The 21551-nt window shown below is 53.0% G+C and carries 12 protein-coding genes; 7 read left to right on the forward strand and 5 right to left on the reverse strand.

All coding sequences use genetic code 11. The features are described from left to right. Window positions 1–23: 23 nt before the first annotated feature. Window positions 24–2699, reverse strand: coding sequence for a DNA gyrase/topoisomerase IV subunit A (locus BLX24_RS10860; RefSeq protein ID WP_071503138.1), 2676 nt, complete (start codon window positions 2697–2699; stop codon window positions 24–26). A 287-nt stretch (window positions 2700–2986) separates the two neighbouring features. On the opposite strand from BLX24_RS10860, the gene BLX24_RS10865 reads away from it, so the two are divergent. Together BLX24_RS10865 and BLX24_RS10870 are read left to right on the forward strand one after the other, a co-directional pair. Beyond that, window positions 2987–5155 (forward strand): carbohydrate binding family 9 domain-containing protein, encoded by a 2169-nt coding sequence (locus tag BLX24_RS10865; RefSeq protein WP_071503139.1) that lies wholly within the window; start codon window positions 2987–2989, stop codon window positions 5153–5155. Between the two features lie 156 nt (window positions 5156–5311). After that, window positions 5312–5503 carry a hypothetical protein gene (locus BLX24_RS10870; RefSeq protein ID WP_071503140.1) on the forward strand — a complete coding sequence of 64 codons (192 nt, stop codon included), beginning with the start codon at window positions 5312–5314 and terminating at the stop codon, window positions 5501–5503. A 72-nt stretch (window positions 5504–5575) separates the two neighbouring features. On the opposite strand, the gene dapA is transcribed toward BLX24_RS10870, so the two are convergent. After that, window positions 5576–6472, reverse strand: a complete 897-nt coding sequence (gene dapA / locus BLX24_RS10875) for a 4-hydroxy-tetrahydrodipicolinate synthase (protein ID WP_071503141.1) — start codon at window positions 6470–6472, stop codon at window positions 5576–5578. A 166-nt stretch (window positions 6473–6638) separates the two neighbouring features. After that, on the reverse strand, window positions 6639–8714 hold the full coding sequence (gene ligA / locus BLX24_RS10880) for an NAD-dependent DNA ligase LigA (protein ID WP_071503142.1): 2076 nt from the start codon (window positions 8712–8714) through the stop codon (window positions 6639–6641). A 182-nt stretch (window positions 8715–8896) separates the two neighbouring features. Here ligA and BLX24_RS10885 point away from each other — a divergent pair, with 182 nt between their 5' ends. The 3 genes from BLX24_RS10885 to BLX24_RS10895 all read left to right on the forward strand — a co-directional run bounded on the left by BLX24_RS10885 (window position 8897) and on the right by BLX24_RS10895 (window position 14379). Next, on the forward strand, window positions 8897–9745 hold the full coding sequence (locus tag BLX24_RS10885) for a universal stress protein (RefSeq protein WP_071503143.1): 849 nt from the start codon (window positions 8897–8899) through the stop codon (window positions 9743–9745). 201 nt (window positions 9746–9946) lie between these two features. Then, the gene (locus tag BLX24_RS10890; protein WP_229201761.1) at window positions 9947–10747 is read left to right on the forward strand and encodes a DUF2490 domain-containing protein; all 801 of its coding nucleotides are present in this window, start codon (window positions 9947–9949) and stop codon (window positions 10745–10747) included. A 293-nt stretch (window positions 10748–11040) separates the two neighbouring features. After that, window positions 11041–14379 (forward strand): ThuA domain-containing protein, encoded by a 3339-nt coding sequence (locus tag BLX24_RS10895; RefSeq protein ID WP_229201762.1) that lies wholly within the window; start codon window positions 11041–11043, stop codon window positions 14377–14379. Between the two features lie 154 nt (window positions 14380–14533). On the opposite strand, the gene glgB is transcribed toward BLX24_RS10895, so the two are convergent. Then, window positions 14534–16603 carry a 1,4-alpha-glucan branching protein GlgB gene (glgB, locus tag BLX24_RS10900; protein WP_071503146.1) on the reverse strand — a complete coding sequence of 690 codons (2070 nt, stop codon included), beginning with the start codon at window positions 16601–16603 and terminating at the stop codon, window positions 14534–14536. Window positions 16604–16751: 148 nt separating this feature from the next. Between glgB and BLX24_RS10905 the strand changes: the two genes are divergently transcribed. Next, complete coding sequence (locus BLX24_RS10905) at window positions 16752–18482, forward strand: CAP domain-containing protein (protein ID WP_071503147.1); 1731 nt, start codon at window positions 16752–16754, stop codon at window positions 18480–18482. Window positions 18483–18536: 54 nt separating this feature from the next. Here the strand turns inward: BLX24_RS10905 and BLX24_RS10910 are convergent, their stop codons facing one another. Then, entirely contained in the window at window positions 18537–19976 is a 1440-nt protein-coding gene (locus tag BLX24_RS10910) for a DUF1593 domain-containing protein (RefSeq protein ID WP_071503148.1), read from the reverse strand. Window positions 19977–20175: 199 nt separating this feature from the next. Between BLX24_RS10910 and BLX24_RS10915 the strand changes: the two genes are divergently transcribed. Next, window positions 20176–21549 carry a cytochrome ubiquinol oxidase subunit I gene (locus tag BLX24_RS10915; RefSeq protein WP_071503149.1) on the forward strand — a complete coding sequence of 458 codons (1374 nt, stop codon included), beginning with the start codon at window positions 20176–20178 and terminating at the stop codon, window positions 21547–21549. Window positions 21550–21551: the final 2 nt, after the last annotated feature.

Genomic DNA, 21551 nt, shown 5'->3' on the forward strand with positions numbered 1-21551 from the left:
CTGTTGCCAGCATTCCCGTTTTTTCAGAAAAGGCCTAACTGGCCATTCAGCTCAATGCTCAGCGGTTCCGGCTGCGGCTCAGGAGCCGCTTCCGGCAGTTTGGTTTCCGGTTCATCGGCCTCCGGATCAAGACCGCCCATCGGTGGAGCAGGTGATGCATCTACCTCACGGGGGGCCAGCAGTCTGACTTCTTTGACTTTCGTGAACGGCAGTTTGTTGCCTAACGCCTTCCAGCCTCTGATGTCGATAAACCCTTCCGGCTCCAGCACCATTTTCTCAATCGGGCCCCGGTCTTTAATCTGATAAACAACTTCAATACGCGGATAGCGATCGGCTGTTGCAGCCAGCAGCTTCGATCCTTTGGTATCACCTATAAAGCTAAACTTCTTGTCGAGCGATGTAGTTTCCACTTTGAACCGTTTCACATAATAAAGCTTCTGATTTGCCTCATAGTAGATCACCGACAACACACTTTCCGGATCAAATTTCTGCAACACCAGAATTTCGGCCGGTTCGTAGCGGTTCAGCAGATCAAAGGAGGTCAGCTCATATTGCCCGTCTTTATAAACGACCAGAATACCGTCTTTCGCATCAAAATTGCCCAGGAACCGGCCTCGCTCATCCCGGTTTAAGCGGCCAAGGTGCTCGTCAAACCAGATATCAACCCCACCCAGGGTAGAGGTTCCTGCACTTTTCTGGACAATCTTCCGGACCGGATACTTGGTCAGAATGTTGCCCTGCGCCGCCCGGTTTTTCACACTCAGGGTCGCAAAGTCAAAATCAAACTGTTTTACCTTCGCCGAACTCTGCGCTGTCAGATTCACCTGAATGACTTCTGCCTCGCCGTTATCGTTGGCCGTAAAATAAAGCACTTTCGATTTCGGGTTACCCATCGTCAGGTCATACTCCCTGTCGCGGGTAACGGCCGTTATCGGAAACCGTTTCACCATCGAAATCCCCGACTTGGCATCAAGGTAGGCCAGGTTGTAAATCTTCCGCTCGTCGTTTTTCTTGAAAACGGCACAGTAGATAATATCTTTTCCGACGAAGACTTTTTCCTGGACTTTTGTGACAAGGCACTTTCCGTCGCGCCGGAAAATAATGACATCATCAATATCTGAGCAGTCGCTGACAAACTCATCTTTTTTGAGGCCATACCCGATGAAGCCGCCTTCGCGGTCGACATACAGTTTCTGGTTGGCCGCCGCCACAATGCTGGCGGCAATGGTATTAAATGCCCGGATTTCCGTCCGGCGTTCACGGCCTTTGCCATACTTCTTCTGCAACTCCCTGAAGTAGGCAATGGTATACCGGATGATATTGGCCAGATGATCTTCTGTTTCGGCCAGCTCCTCCTGTAACCGCCGCATGAGCTCGTCGGCTTTAAAGCCGTCGTATTTCGAAATCCGCTTGATTTTGATCTCCGTCAGGCGGATAATGTCATCTTCTGTGATTTCGCGGTAAAACTCTTTCTTATATGGTTTGAGCGCCTTATCGATGGTCTCGATAACAGCTTCAAAGGTTTCGCACTCTTCAATTTTCCGGTAAATGCGTTTCTCGATAAAGATTTTCTCCAGCGAGCTGTAGAGCAAACGCTCTTTCAGTTCATTACGCCGGATCTCGAGTTCACGTTGCAGGAGGCTGACGGTCTGCTTTGTGTTGATCCGCAGAATATCCAGGACACTGACAAAGTGTGGTTTTTCGCCGATGATCACGCAGGCATTCGGTGACACCGACACTTCGCACTCCGTAAAGGCATAGAGCGCATCGATGGTAATATCCGGTGAAACGCCGGGCGCCAGATGCACATGAATCTCAACATCTTTCGAGGTAAGATCTTCTACCTTTTTGATTTTGATCTTGCCGTCGTCATTGGCCTTGATAATCGAATCCTTAACCGAGGTCGTTGTGGTTCCGAACGGAATCTCGCGGATGATCAGCGTTTTTTTATCAAACTCTTCGATGCGGGCGCGGATACGCACCTTCCCCCCGCGATGGCCATCGTTGTAGTTGCTGACATCAACCAAACCACCGGTCAGAAAATCCGGATACAGAACAACCGGTTTATCCTTCAGGAGCTGAATAGAGGCATCGATCAGTTCATTGAAGTTGTGCGGCAGAATTTTGGTAGATAGCCCGACGGCAATCCCTTCCACCCCCATGGCCAGCAGCAACGGGAACTTAACCGGAAGGGTTACCGGCTCCTTTTTACGGCCGTCGTACGATAGCTGCCACTCGGTTGTCTGCGGATTAAAGACAACATCGGCACCGAACTTCGACAGCCGGACTTCGATATAGCGGGGAGCCGCCGCACCGTCGCCGGTCCGGATATCTCCCCAGTTGCCCTGCGTATCAAAAACAAGGCTTTTCTGCCCCATCGTCACGATCGCTTCGTTGATCGATGCATCGCCGTGGGGGTGATACTGCATGGTTTGCCCGATGACGTTTGCTACTTTATTGAAGCGGCCGTCGTCCATTTCGTTCAGGGCGTGCAAAATGCGTCGCTGTACAGGTTTGAGTCCATCCTCCACAGCCGGAACCGCCCGTTCGAGAATTACGTACGAGGCATATTCCAGAAACCAGTTTTCATACAGACCTGACACAACCGTTTGTTCGTGCAGGACTTCTTCGGGCTGTTGTTCAGTATTTGCTGTTTGTTCGTGATCGAGAGGTTCCTGATGTTCGTGTTCGTTCATCATGAAAAATTACAGTTGTTACGTATTGCAAAAGGCGGGAGAAACCACAGTTTGCGTCGCTTTAGACCTTATAAAGATACAAAAAAATACCCGGAAAATAAGCCCTGAATGCTATTTTCTTAAGGTTACCGATTGGAAAAACACTATTTCAGCGGGTTTCGGCTTTTCTGTCATATGTATCTCTCCGGTGTGGCTCTGTTAATCAGCATCCGGCTCTTTTCTACTGTTTCCGGGTGGTTCAGTAAATCCCTTCCTACCTTTGCCTTTTGCCTGTATAGAACTGCTTATCTGTGAAAAATCTACTTTGCTGCTTACTTTTTTATCTGTTAATCCAGCCGCTCGCGGCACAAAAAAAGAACGAAGCCTATCAGTTGCATATCAAACGGGCCGGCTCGCCGGTTAAGGTCGACGGGGCCATCGATGAACCTGCCTGGCAGGAGGCCGAAGTAGCCTCTGATTTCCATATGGTGCTGCCCATGGATACCAGCCGCGCCAACCTCCGGACCGAGGTGCGGATGACCTACGACCAGCATAATCTGTACATTACCGCGGTTTGCTTCGACGGCATGCCGGGCCCCTACATGGTCGAATCGCTCCGGCGTGACTGGTCGTTTACTAAAAACGACAACTTCCTGCTTTTCATGGATACCTTCGATGACCAGACCAACGGGTTTACCTTCGGTGCCAATGCGGTCGGGGCGCAATGGGACGGGCTGCTCTACGACGGCGGGAAAGCCAACCTGAGCTGGGACAACAAATGGGTTTCGGCGGTAAAACAGTACGGCGACCGCTATGTGTTCGAAGCTGCTATTCCGTTTAAAACCCTCCGCTACAAAAAGGGCATTACCCGCTGGGGCATCAACTTCAGCCGGCTCGATCTGAAAACAACCGAAAAGTCGTCGTGGACACCGGTACCCCGCCAGTTTCCGACGGCCTCGCTGGCTTATACCGGTGTACTGGTCTGGGACGAAACACCCCCAACGCCGGGGCCCAACGTCTCGCTGATTCCGTATGTGTTGGGCGGACTGACCAATGACTACCTGAACGGCAAAGCAACTGCCTACCGACGTGACATCGGCGGAGATGCCAAAGTTGCCGTTACGTCATCGCTCAACCTCGACCTGACCGTTAATCCGGACTTTTCGCAGGTCGACGTGGATCAGCAGGTCACCAATCTCGACCGGTTCGAACTGTTTTTTCCGGAGCGCCGCCAGTTTTTCATCGAAAACGGAGATCAGTTTTCCAACTTCGGCTACCAGACCATACGTCCGTTTTTCAGTCGCCGGATCGGCCTTGGGGTACCGATCCGGTTCGGGGCACGGCTCAGCGGTAAACTGAACAAGGACTGGCGGATCGGGCTGATGAATATGCAGACCAGTGCGGTGCCGGAAACCCGGCTGCCCAAACAAAACTTTACGGTTGCCGCGCTGCAACGGCGTATTTTCTCCCGGTCGAATATCGGCGTTTTATTCGTCAACAAAGAGTCGCTGCACTACGAACCACAGCCCGACAAACCAACCTATTCGCGCTACAACCGGAATCTCGGGCTTGAATACAACCTTGCTTCGCCGAATAACCTCTGGACGGGCAAACTGATGTATGTCAAGTCGTTTCAGCCGGAAACCCGCAAAGACAATAACATTATTGCCGGTAACCTGCAATATTCAAGCCGCCGCTGGCTGATTAACGGCCAGTTTGAAAGCATTGGCAACCGGTTTTCGGCCGAAACCGGCTACGTTCCCCGCAGAGGCTATAACCGATGGACAACGACACTCGGCTATTTCTTTTTCCCCAAAGGTGGTACGGTCTTGAGCCACGGCCCCACCCTGGTTTCCAGTTATTACTATGACCAGTCGTTCCGGCAGACCGACAACGAGACCTATCTCAGCTACCTCTGGACCTTCCGTAGCCGCAGTACATTCAATGCCTGGGTGGCGACCGATTACGTGAAACTGCTTCGCCCGTTCGATCCGACAAATCTCGGTATCGATACCCTGGCTACCGGCACAAAACACAACTGGAAAGCCTGGGGTACCGAATATGTCTCAAAGCCGCAAAGTCTGTTTACGTATGGGTTCTCTACCCGCTATGGCGGCTACTACGCCGGTGGCAAGCGGTTAAACATCACGGCCAATGCCGGCTACCGCTTCCAGCCCTATGTAAGTCTGGCCATGACCGCCAGCTATAACGACATCCGCCTGCCGCAGCCGTGGGGGAAACGCGTGTTCTGGCTCGTCGGTCCCCGTTTCGACGTAACCATGACCGACAAACTGTACCTGACTACCTTTGTGCAGTATAACGACCAGGCGAAAAACGTCAACGTCAACGCCCGGGTGCAGTGGCGCTACAAACCGGCTTCTGACCTGTTTCTGGTGTATACGGACAACTACCTTCCGGAAAGCTTCAAGGTCAAAAACCGGGCGCTGGTGCTGAAGTTTACCTACTGGTGGAACGTGTAAACGGGCGGCTATCCGTTCCGGCAGTTCCTGAGGGCAGAGCAGCTTCCCGATGGTTCTTCCTCTTTTTTTACACGTTCCCTAACGCTTTCAAACAATGCTGCCAGTCAACGGTTTCAGTAATAAATTAGTTTCCCATTTACTCAACGGTTGACGATCATGAACAAATTTGAACAATTTACGATGTTGCTGCTCACATTCTGGGTAGCGATCACAGTAAGCGGCTGCGAGCTGGCTGGTGATATCTTTAAAGCGGGTGCCTGGACAGGTATCATTGCGGTTGTCGGTTTCATTGTATTAGTTATCTGGCTTATTTCAAAACTTTTTGGGGGCGGAAGCCGGAATCCATAGCATCATATACAAAACAGAAACGCCCTGACCAGTTGCTGATCAGGGCGTTTCTGTTTATAGACTAAACAAGACTCAGGCCACCAGTTCGACCAGGTTATCCTGCTTCAATACCACTTTAATGCGTTCGCCGAGGCTGTCCGAGGCTTTCATCAATGGCAACCGGACATCCGAATTAATCAGCCCCATAATTTCCAGAATCTTCTTCACCCCTACCGGATTGCCTTCTTCGTAAAGCAGCGGGTCGATCCGGAGGAAATGCCCCAGTTCTTTCCGGGCAAATGCGAAGTCACCTTCCAGAGCCGCATTCACCAGGGCCGAGAATTTAGCCGGCAAAGCGTTGGCAATAACCGACATAACTCCTACACCGCCAATGCTGATAATCGGGACAGCCTGTACGTCGTCACCCGAAATCAGCAGGAAGTCTTCCGGCTTGTCCCGCGCGATTTCCATACACTGCTCGATGATGCAGGATGCTTCCTTTACACCGATAATGTTTTCGTGCTCAGCCAGTTTACAGACCGTTTCAGCCGACATGTTGATCCCGGTCCGTGGCGGAATGTTGTATAAAATAACCGGTACCGGCGAAGCGTCGGCTACCTGCGTAAAATGCTCAATCACACCCCGTTGACCCGGCTTATTATAGTACGGACAAACCGACAGGATGGCATCAACCCCGTCAAAATCGATGTCTTTCATCCCAGCCACTACCTCCGACGTAACATTGCCACCAACCCCGAATACAACAGGCAGTTTCCGCGTGTTGTGCTCCTTCAAAAACGACAGTAACTGTTTCTTTTCAGCTTTCGTAACGGTAGGCGATTCGCCGGTGGTGCCCTGCAGGACAATGTAATTCACGCCCCCGTCTGAGACGTGCTGGATCAGACGACCGAAACCGTCGAAATCAATTGAATGGTCAGCGTTGAAAGGTGTCACAATAGCTACGCCAACGCCGTGAAAACGAGTATCCATGTAAAGGATAATTAGGGTGATATGGCGGTTAACAGGCCGGCTCTGCGGAGAACATCATCCGACGCGTCTGCATTCCGGTATATTAACCACACGCAAGTGAGTTATTACGGCAAAGTTAATAGATTTAGACGGGAAAAAGCTGTTTATCAGCCCTGGCAAATGAATTTCATTCGCCCAGCATGGCTTTAAACTGTGCTTCGTCAATCATCGTTACACCAAGCTGTGTGGCTTTGCTGATTTTCGACGGACCGGCGCCCTCACCGACAATCAGGTAGTTGAGCTTTTTGGATACACCGCTCAGCAGTTTACCCCCGTTGGCCGCAATTTTTGCCTCCAGTTCTTCCCGGCTGTAGGCCGCAAACGTTCCCGTATACAGGAACGTTTTACCGGCAAGGCTATCGCCTTCAACCTCAACAACTTTCCGTTCGCCTGCAAATTGCAGACCGGCACGGCGCAGCCGCTCCACATATGCAACGTTTTCGGGTTCGGCAAACCAGGCGGCCAGGCTTTCGGCAATCCGTGGCCCGACTTCCGGCACCGTAACCAGGGTTTCGTAGGGGGCAGTCATCAGCGCATCCATGTTGCCAAAGTAATCGACCAGCTTTTCGGCGGTGGTGTTGCCCACATAGCGGATACCCAGTGCAAACAGAACATTGGCAAACGGCTGTCCTTTCGACTTCTCAATGGCTTTCAGGATATTATCGACCGTTTTTTCGCGGAAGCTTACCACGCGGCGTTTGCCGGTTTCTTCGTCGGCAAACACTTTTTCAAGGCCCAGCAACTGGCCGTGGGTCAGGTCGTAAAAGTCAGCCGGCGACTGCACCAGACCCTTATCGATGAGCATTTCGATTTTCCCTTCACCAAGGCTTTCGATATTCATTGCCTTGCGCTGGATAAAATGTTCAAAACGGGCCTGCCGCTGCGGCGGGCAGCCTTTTTCGTTCGGGCAGTAAAAATGGGCCTCGCCTTCTTTCCGGATCAGCGGCGTCTGGCAGGCCGGACAATGCGTCGGATAGACGACCGGCTCGCTGTCGGCCGGGCGCTTCGTCAGGTCGACACCGGTCACTTTCGGGATAATCTCCCCGCCTTTTTCGACAAATACGGTATCGTGCAGGCGGATACCGAGCCGCTCAATTTCGTTGGCGTTGTGCAGCGATGCCCGCTTTACCACCGTTCCGGCCAGCAGCACCGGGGTCAGGTTAGCAACCGGCGTAACCGCACCGGTCCGGCCCACCTGATAGGTAATGCTGTTGAGCGTTGTAGCGGCGGCTTCGGCTTTAAACTTAAACGCAATCGCCCAGCGCGGGCTCTTGGCCGTAAAGCCGAGTTCGCGCTGCTGATCGTAGCGGTTCACTTTAATCACAATACCGTCGGTTGCGAGCGGCAGGGTAAAGCGTTTGGTTTCCCATTCGTTGATGTACAGCATCACCTCTTTAATGTCGGCACACTTTTTCCACGTCGGCGACACATTGAATCCCCAGCGGGTCAGGGCCAGCAGACTCTCTTCGTGGGTTTTCACCGGCTCTGCCTGATCGCCGGCGGCCTGCGCCGCTTCCGGATCAATCAGGAACGAGTACATATAACAGTCGAGCCGGCGCTGGGCCACCATTCCCGAATCCTGCATTTTAAACGTCCCCGAGGCCGCATTCCGCGGATTGGCCAGCAGGGGCTCACCGATGTCTTCGCGCTCCTTGTTGATCCGTTCAAACTCAGACAGGGGCAGAAACCCTTCACCCCGTACCTCAAACAAGGCCGGCACATCTGTCCCGTGCAGCTTGAGCGGTAGGGTCCGGATGGTCCGGACATTGGCCGTAATATCATCTCCGCGAACCCCGTCGCCACGGGTAGCTCCCTGTACCAGCACGCCGTTCTGATAGGTCAGGCTGAGGGCCACACCGTCAAATTTCTGTTCGCATATATACTCAAAGTCAGCACCGTCGAGGCCTTTACGGACCCGGTTATCAAATTCGACCAGGTCGGTTTCAGAATAGGTATTCCCGAGCGACAGCATCGGGAACCGGTGATAAACCGTCGCAAACTCCTTCGAAATGGTACCACCCACCCGCAAGGTCGGCGAATCAGGCCGGCGGAACTCCGGATATTGCCGTTCGAGGTCCACCAGTTCTTCCAGCATGCGGTCGAAGGTAAAATCGTCGATCTCCGACTGGCTATTCTGGTAATACTGGAAGTTGTAATAATTCAGTGTATCGGTCAGTTCCTGTATCCGCTCCTGAGGTGTCATTGCGTGAGGCATCAATTTGTTGTTGGCCGGCAAAGTTGGCAAAAAAATGGGTTGACAAAAAATGACAGACACCCTCCCGACTGAGCGGTATCATTGCCTGCGTTGACGACGGTCACGGTTATTACCCTGATGATCAGGTAGCTTTGACTCGTCAAACGTAAGACAACTAAACGCTACAGGCCATGAAAACGATACTTGTTCCCACAGACCTTTCTGAATACGCCAAAAACGCGCTGCGCGTCGCCGCAGAGGTTGCGCTCCGAAACAACAGCCGCATTCTGCTGCTGAACAGTAACGAGTTACCCGTTTACAGCAATCCGCTGGGCGAGTATAATCCGTATGACCGTGCGTTTGATGAACAGTACCAGCAAGAGGTACGGAATAGCCTGCAGGCCGCAGCCGACACTCTGAAGGGGGATGCCCGCTTTGCCGACCTGGCTATCGAAACCGCCGTTGAGCCGGGTTCGCTGGTATCACTGATCGAAAACACCATCGACGACAAACAGGTTGATCTGGTGATCATGGGTACACACGGCGCCAGCGGGATGCAGGAAATACTCATTGGCTCCAATACCCAGAAAGTGACCCGCTATGCCACCTGTCCGGTACTGAGTATCCCGCTGTCGTTCAGCAAATCCGGTTTCGCAAACGTAGTTTTCCCGACCACTTTACTGCCTGATCAGGCGGTTGCGTTCCGGCAACTGGCGGCCTTCCAGAAACAGTTCAATTTTAATGTCTCGCTGTTGTACCTGAACGATCCGGCCAGTCTGAAGGCGGATGATGTGGTCGAACAGCGCGCGCTGGCCATGGCCGAGGCGGTCGGGCTACAACACGTAGAGGTCTTTGCTTCGGCGGAGAATGTCTTCAATGAGGAAGATGCCATTCTGCGTTTTGCCAGTGAGCAGAAAGCCGACCTGATTGCCATGGGCACCCACCAGCGCACCGGCCTGTCGCACCTGATTTTCGGCAGTATTACCGAAGATACCATCAACCATACGACCATCCCGGTCCTGGGCATTCCGCTCCACTGATGTCATTTTCCTGCCGGTTTTACCCCTGTTACGGTCCGTGCCTGTCGGGAGGCACGGACCTGTTTGTAACGCCATCCTCCTGATTCATAGACAAAGCCGATCAATATTACCAAATTATTAACATTGCATTATCAATCATACTCGATCCCTAACACTTCGTTAATTTTGTGCACCATATTGCCGTAATTAATCGTTCCTGTTGTGTTGCTGAAATTATTCAAGACCAGTCTTTCTGCCTTTTTTCTGTTATCAAGTATCAGCATTGCTTTTGCCCAGACGAGCATTACCCCGTCAACACCCTGGGGAACCTGGTTCATCGGTACGGTTCAGCTACCGGGCGGGCCTAAAAAATGGGGCGGCTTTGCCGAAGTACAGGCCCGTACCAATGGTCTGTTTTCCCAATATTTCTATAATGAATTAAAAGGTGGGGTCAGCTACGACCTTGACAAGAACTTTACTGTCATGCTGGCCGGTGGCCGATATGCCACCTATGACTACAAAGCGGTTTCAGAAGGCACCCTTACCCTGGAAAAGCGTTTTTGGGAGCAGTTAATTATTAATCAGTACCTTGCCCGAGTAAAATTTGAACATCGCTACCGCGTTGAACAACGCTGGCTGGAAAGCCGCGACGGTACCATCTCCTACCGCAACCGGATCCGCTATCGCCTGAACGGCTTTTTGCCCATTAATCAGAAAACCGTAAGTCCGGGCGCCTTCTTTTTGTCTGTCTATGACGAGATTTTTCTGAACCCCAAAGGCCCTACTTTCGAACGTAACCGGCTGTATGCCGGTCTGGGCTACCAGTTCAGCAAAAGTCTGATCGTGCAGGCAGGCTGGGTAAATCAGACAAACTATAACCCTGCCACCTTTAATCAGGGCGTATTTACACCCATTTCCGGCTCCGGAAAAAATAACCTGGTTCTTAACCTCACTTACCGGATTAACCGTCACAAAGGCAAAGCCACCTCCCCGGCCGAACGCCTGCCGTCACAGCCGGACTAATTCTGTTGAGTGATTGAGCGAAGTATGCAGCCTATGCAGGCCCCACCCTACAAGGAAACCGACAGGGAGCAGCAGGGCTGCTCTTTTTTTATACCCCTTTCTCAAACAGGCATCCGGCAGTACAGGCGCTCCGGCGTTTATGACTGGCGCAGTAGCCTTTTCAGTCATGTACTAAGTAAAAAAAAAGAGTACTTTTCCTGTCTATAAATTTTACTAAAATGAGTAGAAATAGGCTAATTTTCCCGTTATGTCACTGATCATTCAACATGATTCGAAACACTTTTACGATACCTATGCATAAACTACGTATTTCAGTACTGAGTCTTCTGACCGTTGGTGGTTTGGCATTAGCCTCTTCATCGGCACTGGCACAGCGGGTTCTGGTATTTTCAAAGACCAAAGGCTTCCGGCACTCTTCCATTCCCGCCGGTAAACGGGCGATCATGAAGCTGGGGCAGGACAATGGCTTTGCCGTTGATACAACCGAAGATGCCTCCGCCTTTACGGATGCCAATCTTAAAAAGTATGATGCGGTTATCTTCCTGAGCACAACCGGCGACGTGTTGGATAACGACCAGCAGAAAGTATTCGAAAACTACATTCACGCCGGGGGAGGGTATGCCGGGATTCACGCAGCGGCCGACACAGAATACGACTGGCCCTGGTATAACCAGCTGGTCGGGGCGTATTTCCTGAGCCACCCGAAACAGCAGAATGCCGAAATCGTGGTGACCGATAAGTCGCACCCGGCCACGCAGATGCTGCCCGACCGCTGGAAACGCTACGACGAATGGTATAACTACCGGAACATTGTCAAGGGTATCCGCGTGGTGGCGAAGCTGGACGAAAAAACCTACGAAGGCGGCAAAAACGGCGACGACCATCCGTTTGTCTGGTATCGTGATTTCGAAGGCGGCCGCTCGTTCTACACCGGCGGCGGACATACCGACGAATCGTACAGCGATCCGATGTTTTTGCAGCACCTGCTGGGCGGAATCAATTACGCCCGTCAGAAAAAGGCGGATGACCTGATTCCGGAAGAGAACCGTTTTACCAGACACGTACTCGCCGAACGCCTTGACGAACCCACCGAACTGGTCGTTCTGAACGACGGCCGCGTCCTTCTTGCGGAGCGGAAAGGGGCCCTGAAACTCTTTAACCCGAAAACAAAGGCGGTTAAGGTAGTGGCCAATCTGCCGGTTTACACCAAGTTTGAATACGGACTTATGGGGCTGAATATCGACCCTAAGTTTAAGGATAACAAGTGGTTATACATGTATTACTCACCGGTTGCCAACGCAGAAGGTGATACGGCCCAGCGGCTGGTACGGGTGAAATACGATGACAGTAAGGACGAAATCGTACCGAACACCGAGCAGGTATTGCTGAAGGTACCGGTAAAACGGAACGACTGCTGCCATACCGGCGGCTCTATTGCGTGGGACCGCCAGGGCAACCTGTACCTCTCGACCGGCGACGACACCAACCCGTTCAACTCAAACGGATACGGGCCGATCGACGAGCGGCCGGGACGCGCGGGATGGGATGGACAGGCGGGGCCGGGCAATACCAACGACCTGCGCGGTAAGATCCTGCGGATCACACCGCACCCTACCGATGCGAAATACAGCATTCCGGCGGGTAACCTGTTTGCACCGGGCAACGACAAGGCACGGGCCGAAATCTATGTTATGGGTAACCGTAACCCCTACCGGATTTCGGTTGACCAGCGCACCGGCTTCCTCTACTGGGGCGAAGTGGGCCCGGATGCCGGCGAGAACAGCGAAAGCCGTGGTCCGCGCGGACACGACGAAGTTAACCAGGCCCGGAAAGCGGGCAACTTCGGCTGGCCGTTTTTCGTAGGAGATAACAAGGCTTACCGCGATTATAACTTTGCGACGGAAACGTCGGGACCGGCCTTCGATCCGATGAAGCCGATCAACGATTCACCGAACAACACCGGTCTGCGCGAGCTGCCACCGGCCCAGAAAGCGTTTATCTACTATCCGTATGCCGATTCGCCTGAATTCGGGCCGATTGTTGGCAAGGGTGGCCGGAATGCCATGGGTGGTCCGGTATACTACTACGACGATTATCCGGAAAACGCCGTAAAATTCCCGCGTCATTACGATGGCAAGTTCTTCTCCTATGAGTGGATCCGTGATTACATTCACCCGGTTACGATGACTAAGGAAGGTGATTTTGTGACGATGGAACACTTCATGCCGAACACCAAATTCAGCCACCCGATTGACATGCAGTTTGCTAACGACGGCACACTGTATGTACTCGAATATGGCCAGACATGGTTTGCCCAGAACGACGATGCCCGCCTGTCGCGGATTACCTACAATGCCGGCAACCGCCAGCCGGTGGCTATCGCCTCGGCCAACAAAACTGTTGGTTCGGCACCATTGACGGTTCAGTTCAGCAGCAAAGGCTCAAGCGATCCGGACGGCGACGCGATTAAATACGAATGGTCGTTTGGCAAAGGTCTGGCTAAAAATACCCAGGCCAACCCTACGTTTACGTTCGCCAAAGCGGGTACGTATGAAACGGTGCTGAAAGTAACCGACGCGAAAGGCAACGTCTCGACGAAAAACCTGCAGATCAAAGTTGGTAACGACCAGCCAAAGGTGGAAGTAGCGGTAAAAGGCAACAAAACGTTCTTCTTCGATAATAAGCCGGTGCAGTACGAAGTCAAAGTGGCCGACAAGGAAGACGGTTCACTGGCAAATGGCAAAATCGCACCGGAAGACGTGACGGTAACGGTTGACTACCTCGAAGGCTTCGACAAAACGATTCTGGCACAGGGCCACCAGGCTAATCTGGGCTTTGCAACCGGCAAACGCCTGATCGAACTGTCTGACTGTAAAGCCTGCCACAGCATCGACCGCAAGTCGGTGGGTCCGGCGTATATCGACGTGGCTAAAAAATACAAAGGCGTCCGGAATGCACTCAGTACCCTGGCCGAAAAGGTCATCAAAGGTGGTGGTGGTGTCTGGGGTGAACAGGCTATGAGCGCCCACCCGCAACTGTCAATCGACGACACGAAGGATATGGTTCGCTACATCCTGTCGCTGGCCGATGATAAATCGGCAAACAAAAAGCCGGTGAAAGGCGAATACGTACCGGCTCCGAAATCAAAAGACGGCTCCTATATTTTCTCAGCCAGCTATACCGACCGCGGTAACGGTGCTATGGGCCCGCTGACGGCAACATCGTCGGTGGCGCTGCGTAATCCAAAGGTGAAAGCCAGCACGTATGACGAAGGCAAAGGCGTTTCCCGTACAAAAGGAACATCAGGTGCCGACGTAGTGATCAGCAATTCGACACAGAGCTACATTGCCTTCAACAACATCGACCTGAACGGCATCCGTAAACTGTCGCTGACACCGGTGAAAGATGCCAAAGCTGCCGGTGGTAAGATTGAAGTACGCCTGGGTTCACCGACTGGTGCGCTCATCGGCGAAGCCGAAATCAAAGGCGATGCAACGTCGCCGGTTGAGGTGCCGCTTCGTCAGCCGGGTGGTGCTGCCCAGACTGTCTACTTCGTGTTCGTTAATCCGTCGGCCGGTACAAAAGCGCTGCTGACGCTCGATACGATTCAGTTTGCAGGGGATAGTATGTAAGGGTTTGGCCCCATTGACCGGATATGATAACCCCCTGGATGTTTAAAAACATCCGGGGGGTTTCTTTTTGTAATTAACTTTGCTTTGGGCAACCACAATTAACATCGATTCGGGCAACCAGCCCTCGTCTTTGGGCAACCACGTGGGGTTGCCCCTACGGGGTTTGGGTACTCTTGAACACAACGGCTGCCAATGGTGGCAGGGTTATTTCCATAGAATATTCACGACCCTGCCAGGCTTGGTTTTCAGCAACTATCGGGGCTGCATTCCCAACGCCACTACCGTAATACCCCACGTTATCGCTGTTAAAAATCTCTTCGTATGTACCGGCAGCCGGTGCCCCGATACGGTAGTTAAACCGTGGGATAGGCGTCATATTCAAGACAATGACTACGTTATCCGCCGGATTCTCACCCTTCCGCATGTAGGAAATAATCGTATTTTCGCGGTCAGCGGTGTCGATCCATTCAAAGCCGTCGGCCTGGAAATTGCGTTCGTGTAATGCCGGCTCTGAGCGGTACAGGTGGTTCAGCGCCTTCACACAGGCCGCAATACCCTGATGCGACGGCTCATTGAGCAGGTGCCAGTCGAGGCTGATGTCGTATTTCCACTCCCGCAGCTGCCCGAACTCGCCACCCATGAAAACCAGCTTAGTGCCGGGGTGCGTAAACATGTAGGCAAACAACAGACGAAGGTTCGCAAACCGTTGCCATTCGTCGCCAGGCATCTTGTTGATCAGCGATTTCTTGCCGTATACGACTTCATCGTGCGACAGCGGCAGCATGAAGTTTTCGGTAAAGGCATAGACCGCGCTGAACGTAAATTCATCCTGATGGTATTTCCGGTAACCCGGATCCCGCTGGAAATAGCGGAGGCTGTCGTTCATCCAGCCCATCATCCACTTCATGCCAAAGCCCAGACCACCGGTATAGACCGGACGCGACACCCCGGGGAATGCCGTTGACTCTTCGGCAATCGTCTGTACATCCGGGAACTCACGGTAAATGGTTTCGTTCAGCTCGCGGAACAGGGAAATCACTTCCAGATTTTCGCGGCCACCAAAGATATTCGGCTCCCACTCGCCATGATTCCGGGAGTAGTCCAGATATAACATCGACGCCACGGCATCTACCCGCAGGCCATCAACATGGTAGCGGTCGAGCCAGTACAATGCGTTCGAAATCAGGAACGACCGTACTTCCGGACGGCCATAGTTGAAAATATAGCTTTTCCAGTCGGGGTGGTAGCCTTTCCGCATATCCGGATGTTCGTACAGGTGCGAGCCGTCGAACTCGAACAGGCCGTGCGCATCGCCCGGAAAGTGCGACGGTACCCAGTCCAGAATAACCCCGATGCCGGCATTATGCAACCGCTCAACAAGCGTCATGAAATCCTGTGGCTTGCCGAATTTGCTGCTTGGCGCAAAATAGCCTGTGATCTGATAGCCCCACGACGGCGCATAGGGATACTGCATCACCGGCATAAACTCGACATGAGTAAAGCCCATGTCCTGCACATACGGTACCAGTGCATCAGCGATTTCGCCATAGCTCAGCTCCCGCTCCGGATCGGACGGGTCACGGCGCCACGACGACAAATGGACCTCGTACACCGAAAACGGAGCTGTAAGCGCGTTTTTCGCCTGACGGGTCTGCATCCACTCCTGATCCGTCCACTCATGCCAGTTGTCCCAGACTACCGAAGCAGTCAGCGGCGGCACTTCCCAGGTATGGGCATACGGGTCGCCTTTTTCCAGTTCGCGGCCGCTTTCATGCACAATGAAATACTTATACACTTCTCCGCGGCCAATATGCGGGATGAAGATTTCCCAGATACCGGAACCATCCCAGCGCACACCCATTGGATGAGCGCCTTTGTTCCAGCCGTTGAAATTGCCGATAACGGCCACATATTTGGCCGACGGTGCCCAGACCGCAAAATAAGTTCCGACTACGCCCTGATGTTCGATGACGTGAGAGCCAAACTTCTCATATAGCCGGGAGTGTTTACCTGATCGGAAAAGATAAATATCGAAATCTGAAAAACGGGAATACGCCCCGCCTTCAGGTTGACTGCTCAATGCCAGAGAATCGTCGGAAACCGGCTGTACTACTGAAGTCTCCGGAATAGGTTCAGAGGCAACCGGTACAGTTACGGTCGTTGTGGTTTCGGCGGCAGCTGAAACCTGCGTATCGGTTGATGTTTGGGTCTTACGTTTTGCCATAGTTCGCTGGATTAAGGCATTTTCTATACACTTTACTGTAAAGCATAAATACCCTCCTGTGGTTTTCAGTAATGGAGCGGAAAGTTAATGATTAGCGTATTGTCTGGCAATAAATTATTTTTAGTCAATTAACTATTGCAAAAAACATATGAGGCAACTTCATTTTTACCGGATACTGGCAATTATAACGTTGTGTGGCTTTTTTGTTTGCCTGACTCCGTTAACCGCAAACGCACAGGTAGTAAACGAGCCCATCCTCAATGAAGCACCGAAACCCGCTAACCCGCTGGACACAAGCCTCTTTTCTGTACCGTTTAATAAAGCCGTATCTCAGCCATGGAACCGGACAGCCATTATTACCGACTACATCCAGAATTTTGTCGGTTCGTCGGTCAGTGTATCCGAATTAGGCTGGACCGGTAGTGTGAGCGGCTGCGTGGCAGGTAGTATTTCGGCATTGGCCCAAAACCGGGTCATTCAGCGCATCAACTATTACCGGCGATTAGTGGGTTTGCCGGATAACATGACTCTTGACCCGAGCCGGAATGCCGCCACGCAGGAAGCGGCCCTGATGATGCTGGCCAATAACAGCCTCAGCCATAGCCCGCCTACCAGCTGGCTATGTTACACAGCGACCGGGGCCGCAGGCGCAGGCAGTTCTAACATAGCAATCGGCTCGTTTGCGGCGAATGCCATCAAGCTGTACATGGACGATCCCGGCTCCGGAAACGAGCCCGCAGGCCACCGTCGCTGGATTCTGTACTCACGGGCCAACAGCTTCGGCACCGGCTCGACCAACAACAGCGATGCCCTTTGGGTATTCAACGCCTTTTCAACACCAGCCGGTTTACCGCCCTATGTTGCCTATCCGCCAGCTGGTTATGTGCCCCGCGCTTTAGTCCCGCAGCGCTGGTCGATCAGCATCCCGTCGGCCAACTTCACCAATGCCACGGTGCAAGTCATGGACGATACGAATGCGCCCGTAGCGGTTACCAGATACACACCAACCAACGGCTACGGCGACAACACGCTCGTCTGGGACCTCACCAATCCGGGGACAGCCCTGGCGTGGAACGGTAGTGCCGACAAAACGTTTTCCGTACAGGTATCGGGCGTCGTAATCAATGGCATTACCCAGAGTCCGTACAGCTACACCGTTGTCGCCATTGACCCGAATACATTCTGCCCTTATCCCACACCGGTAGCAGCCTGTTCAGTTACGGCCAATAACAGTCCAAGTATATATTATGGCGTTGAAACCTTCCGGTTTAATACCATCGACGTCACATCGGGTTCGGCCAGTAATGAAGGCTTAACGTATGTTGACCGGACCTGCCTGAATTCAACAACTGTAACAGCCGGTAACAGCTACTCAATGACGCTAAAAGGGGCGTTTTCAAATACCCATACGCTGAAAGCCTACATTGACTTTAACAACAACGGTCAGTTTACCGATGCCGGCGAACAGGTTCTCAGTGCAGTATCCGCAAATACGCAGTCGGTAACCATTCCGATTCCGCAAACGGCAGTGGCCAATACCCCGCTCCGCATCCGTGTGCTGGCCGACGCGCCGAACACCAGCGCCTCGGGCCCTTGCCTGGTAGCAGGCAGCAACAGCTTCGGTGCCGGTCAAATCGAAGACTTTACGGTTTTTGTACAGGGCGTGTCCTGCAATACCATGTATACGGTCAAAGCCGGTAACTGGAATGACCCGACCGTATGGTCCTGTAACCGCATACCGGTCGCAACGGATGCTGTCGAACTTCGGCATGCAGTAGCTGTGCCCGATAACCTGATTGCCCGTGCGCTGAAAATCACCTATCAGGCAGGGCAGACGCTAACGCTTGGTACCAATGCAAGACTGCTGCTCAATCAGTAGTGCTTACAATATTACTTCGTGGAATGCACGGAATATCATTCTGTGCTACACTTATTATGGCACCACATCCACAAGCACCCGTTTGTAGCGGGTCAGAGCCGGTTTGCCCTTGTCAGTCACTTTCACGATAAAATGCAGGGTCTGCGGACTGGTAACGACGGGGGCTTTAACCTCCGGAATTTCATACAGGTTAGAAGCAAACGGCGCAAAGCTAACGTAGCCCGGATAAGAACCGGCCTCCTGATAGTGCAACCAGCGATAGCTCATCGAATCGCCGTCGGGGTCGGCCGAACCGGCGGCGCTAAGCCGGAACGACCCGCCGGACGCGACGGTGAAACGATCCGGATGCCCAAGCCGCGGAACGGGCGGGTGATTGGCGTCCTGGTAAGGTTTGATACACCAATCCATGCGGGCCGCAAAATCGTTCTGAAACTCGCTGCGCCACCGCCAGATCGTTGCCTGACTGCTTTTACGGGGTCTGATCTCATCGGCCGGCGGCGGTCCGAACGGTGGCCGTGGCGCAATTACCGAATCCGCAGCGTTGGTCCAGATTGGTCGTGTTTCGGGCTCCTCCGAAGGTGCACCGGCCGGCCGGAACCGGCTGACAAGCACCTCTTTCGGTTGCTGCAACACATACCGGCCGCCCCAGCCGCCCCAATCAGGATGTTCGGGCGCATTCAGGCCGTTTGGAATCCAGCCCAAAAAGGTCGGTGTATCGCCTTCCATCCCGTAGGCGACATCCGGATATTCGGCCCCGAGCGGACCATGCCCCTGCTGAATATGTTCGGCCAGCCAGGCATTGCTGATGTATTCGGCATGCGTGCCCGGATCAGTGCCGTTAATGCCCCGCCATGTGGCATGTTCATAGCCATAGCCCGGACTAACGATAAAGAAAACGTCCGGGAAGTTTTTGCGTATCCACGGACCGCTGTCGTCCTGATCCGAAATGGTATAGACCCGCAGTTTGCGGTAGAGGCGGCTGGCCTGTTCGGGCGTACGGGTTTTGCGGATCGTCCAGAGTGCCTGTGCCAGCGTATTCGGTCCGCCCCAGACAGCCACCCACAGCGGACGGTCATCGTTTTTTTCGAGCTGCCGGATAATCCAGGCCGAACCTTCGGAATCGTTCCCTTCGCCCACACCTTCCATGCCGTAGACCGGCAACCCTTTCTTAATCAAAGACTTTAAGGCCGCCGCTGCCGGATAACCAGCTTCGTGCTTCGTCAGGTTGGGCTGCACTTTTCCATAAGCATCAACGATCCGGTGAATGGTCTCGGGGGCTACCCGCTTTTTCTGGTGAATAGACGTAGTAGCGACCAGTCCTTCAATGTCGAACTGATTGGCATACAGCAGTAACCGTACCAGCGATTGAGCATCATCGGGGTCGGCTTCCATATCGGTCAGCACCAGCAGCCGGTTTTTCAGGGCAGGCGGCTGCGCCCGTAAACTGCCTGTCAGAACAAGCCAGATAGTGAGTAAGAAAATCGTTTGTTTCATGATTATCCGGTCAAGGGAGCAATTGCGTTAAATAAGCGAAAAAAAGTAAAAACAATCGAAAGAAATCTGACAACTGTACCGATCAAACCGGTTCTGGTGTTAATCAAAGAATGTTAATGAATATTTAGTCACTGAAGAATAACAAATAGTCTTCTGTTGTAACTTGCCCGCGATAGCCTCTCCACTATCTTAACCGGCTATGGACAATGTTGAACTACTTTCGCGCATACAATTTGCCTTCACGGTAGCCTTCCATTACATCTACCCTCCGCTCAGTATCGGCCTCGGCGTCTGCCTTGTTTTCATGGAGGGTTTATACCTCAAAACAGGTCAGAAAGTCTATGAAGAACTTACCCGTTTCTGGGTCAATGTCTTTGCCTTGATTTTTGGTATCGGCGTGGCCACCGGCATCGTCATGGAGTTTGAATTCGGCACTAACTGGGCCGTTTACTCCCGCTATGTCGGCGATATTTTTGGCAGTGCACTGGCCGCAGAAGGCATCTTCGCTTTTGCGCTGGAGTCTGGTTTTTTAGGCATTCTGCTCTTCGGCTGGAACCGTGTCAGCCCCCGTGTACACTTTCTGTCGACGGTACTGGTTGCGCTGGGCTCCATGTTTTCGGCGCTCTGGATTGTGGTTGCCAACTCGTGGCAGCAGACACCGGCGGGCTACCGGATCGAAGGCGAAGGCATGCACGCCCGCGCGGTCATCACCGATTTTTGGGCCATGGTGTTTAACCCGTCATCGGTCGACCGGTACCTGCACGTACTGATCGGCGCGTTTCTGTCGGGTGCCTTTCTGGTTATCAGCGTCAGCGCCTGGCACCTGCTGAAAGGTAGGTTTACTGACCATGCCCGCAAAGGCATGCGCATCGGCCTCTGGGTGGCGGGTATTGCCTCCCTGCTCCAACTGTTTACCGGCCATCGCTCCGCCGACGTAGTGACCCACCATCAACCGGCCAAACTGGCCACGATGGAAGGGCATTTCGATAAACTGGCACCGGCCGACATGTATCTGCTGGGCTGGGTGGATGCCAAAACACAACAAACGACCGGGCTGAAAATTCCCGGCGGGCTGTCGTTTCTGGTACACGGCGATTTTACAAAGCCGATCCCCGGCCTGAATGCGTTTAACCCGCAGGACCGGCCAACAGCCATTAATTTTGTTTTTCAGACGTATCACCTCATGGTAGCCATTGGCATGACCCTTATCGCCCTGACCTGGTTCGGGTTGTTTATGCTCTACCGCAAAAAGTTGTTTGATACCCGTTGGCTGCTGATCCTGTTTACCGGCTCGGTGCTGTTGCCGCAGGTCGCCAATCAGGTAGGCTGGTATACGGCCGAGGTGGGCCGGCAACCGTGGGTAGTGTATGGCCTGCTGCGTACCTCTGATGCGCTTTCGCAGGCCGTAAAAGCAGAACACGTAATGGTGTCACTGATCTTGTTTACGGGTGTTTATGTCATGCTGTTCCTGCTGTTTCTGTACCTGCTCAACAAGAAGATTCAGCACGGTCCCTACGTCAAAGTCGAAGACCCCGAAACCCCGCCGTCAAAATTCAACACAATCGCCCGGTAATT

It is taken from the genome of Arsenicibacter rosenii (assembly GCF_001870735.1).
GTDB classification, from domain to species: Bacteria; Bacteroidota; Bacteroidia; order Cytophagales; family Spirosomataceae; genus Arsenicibacter; species Arsenicibacter rosenii.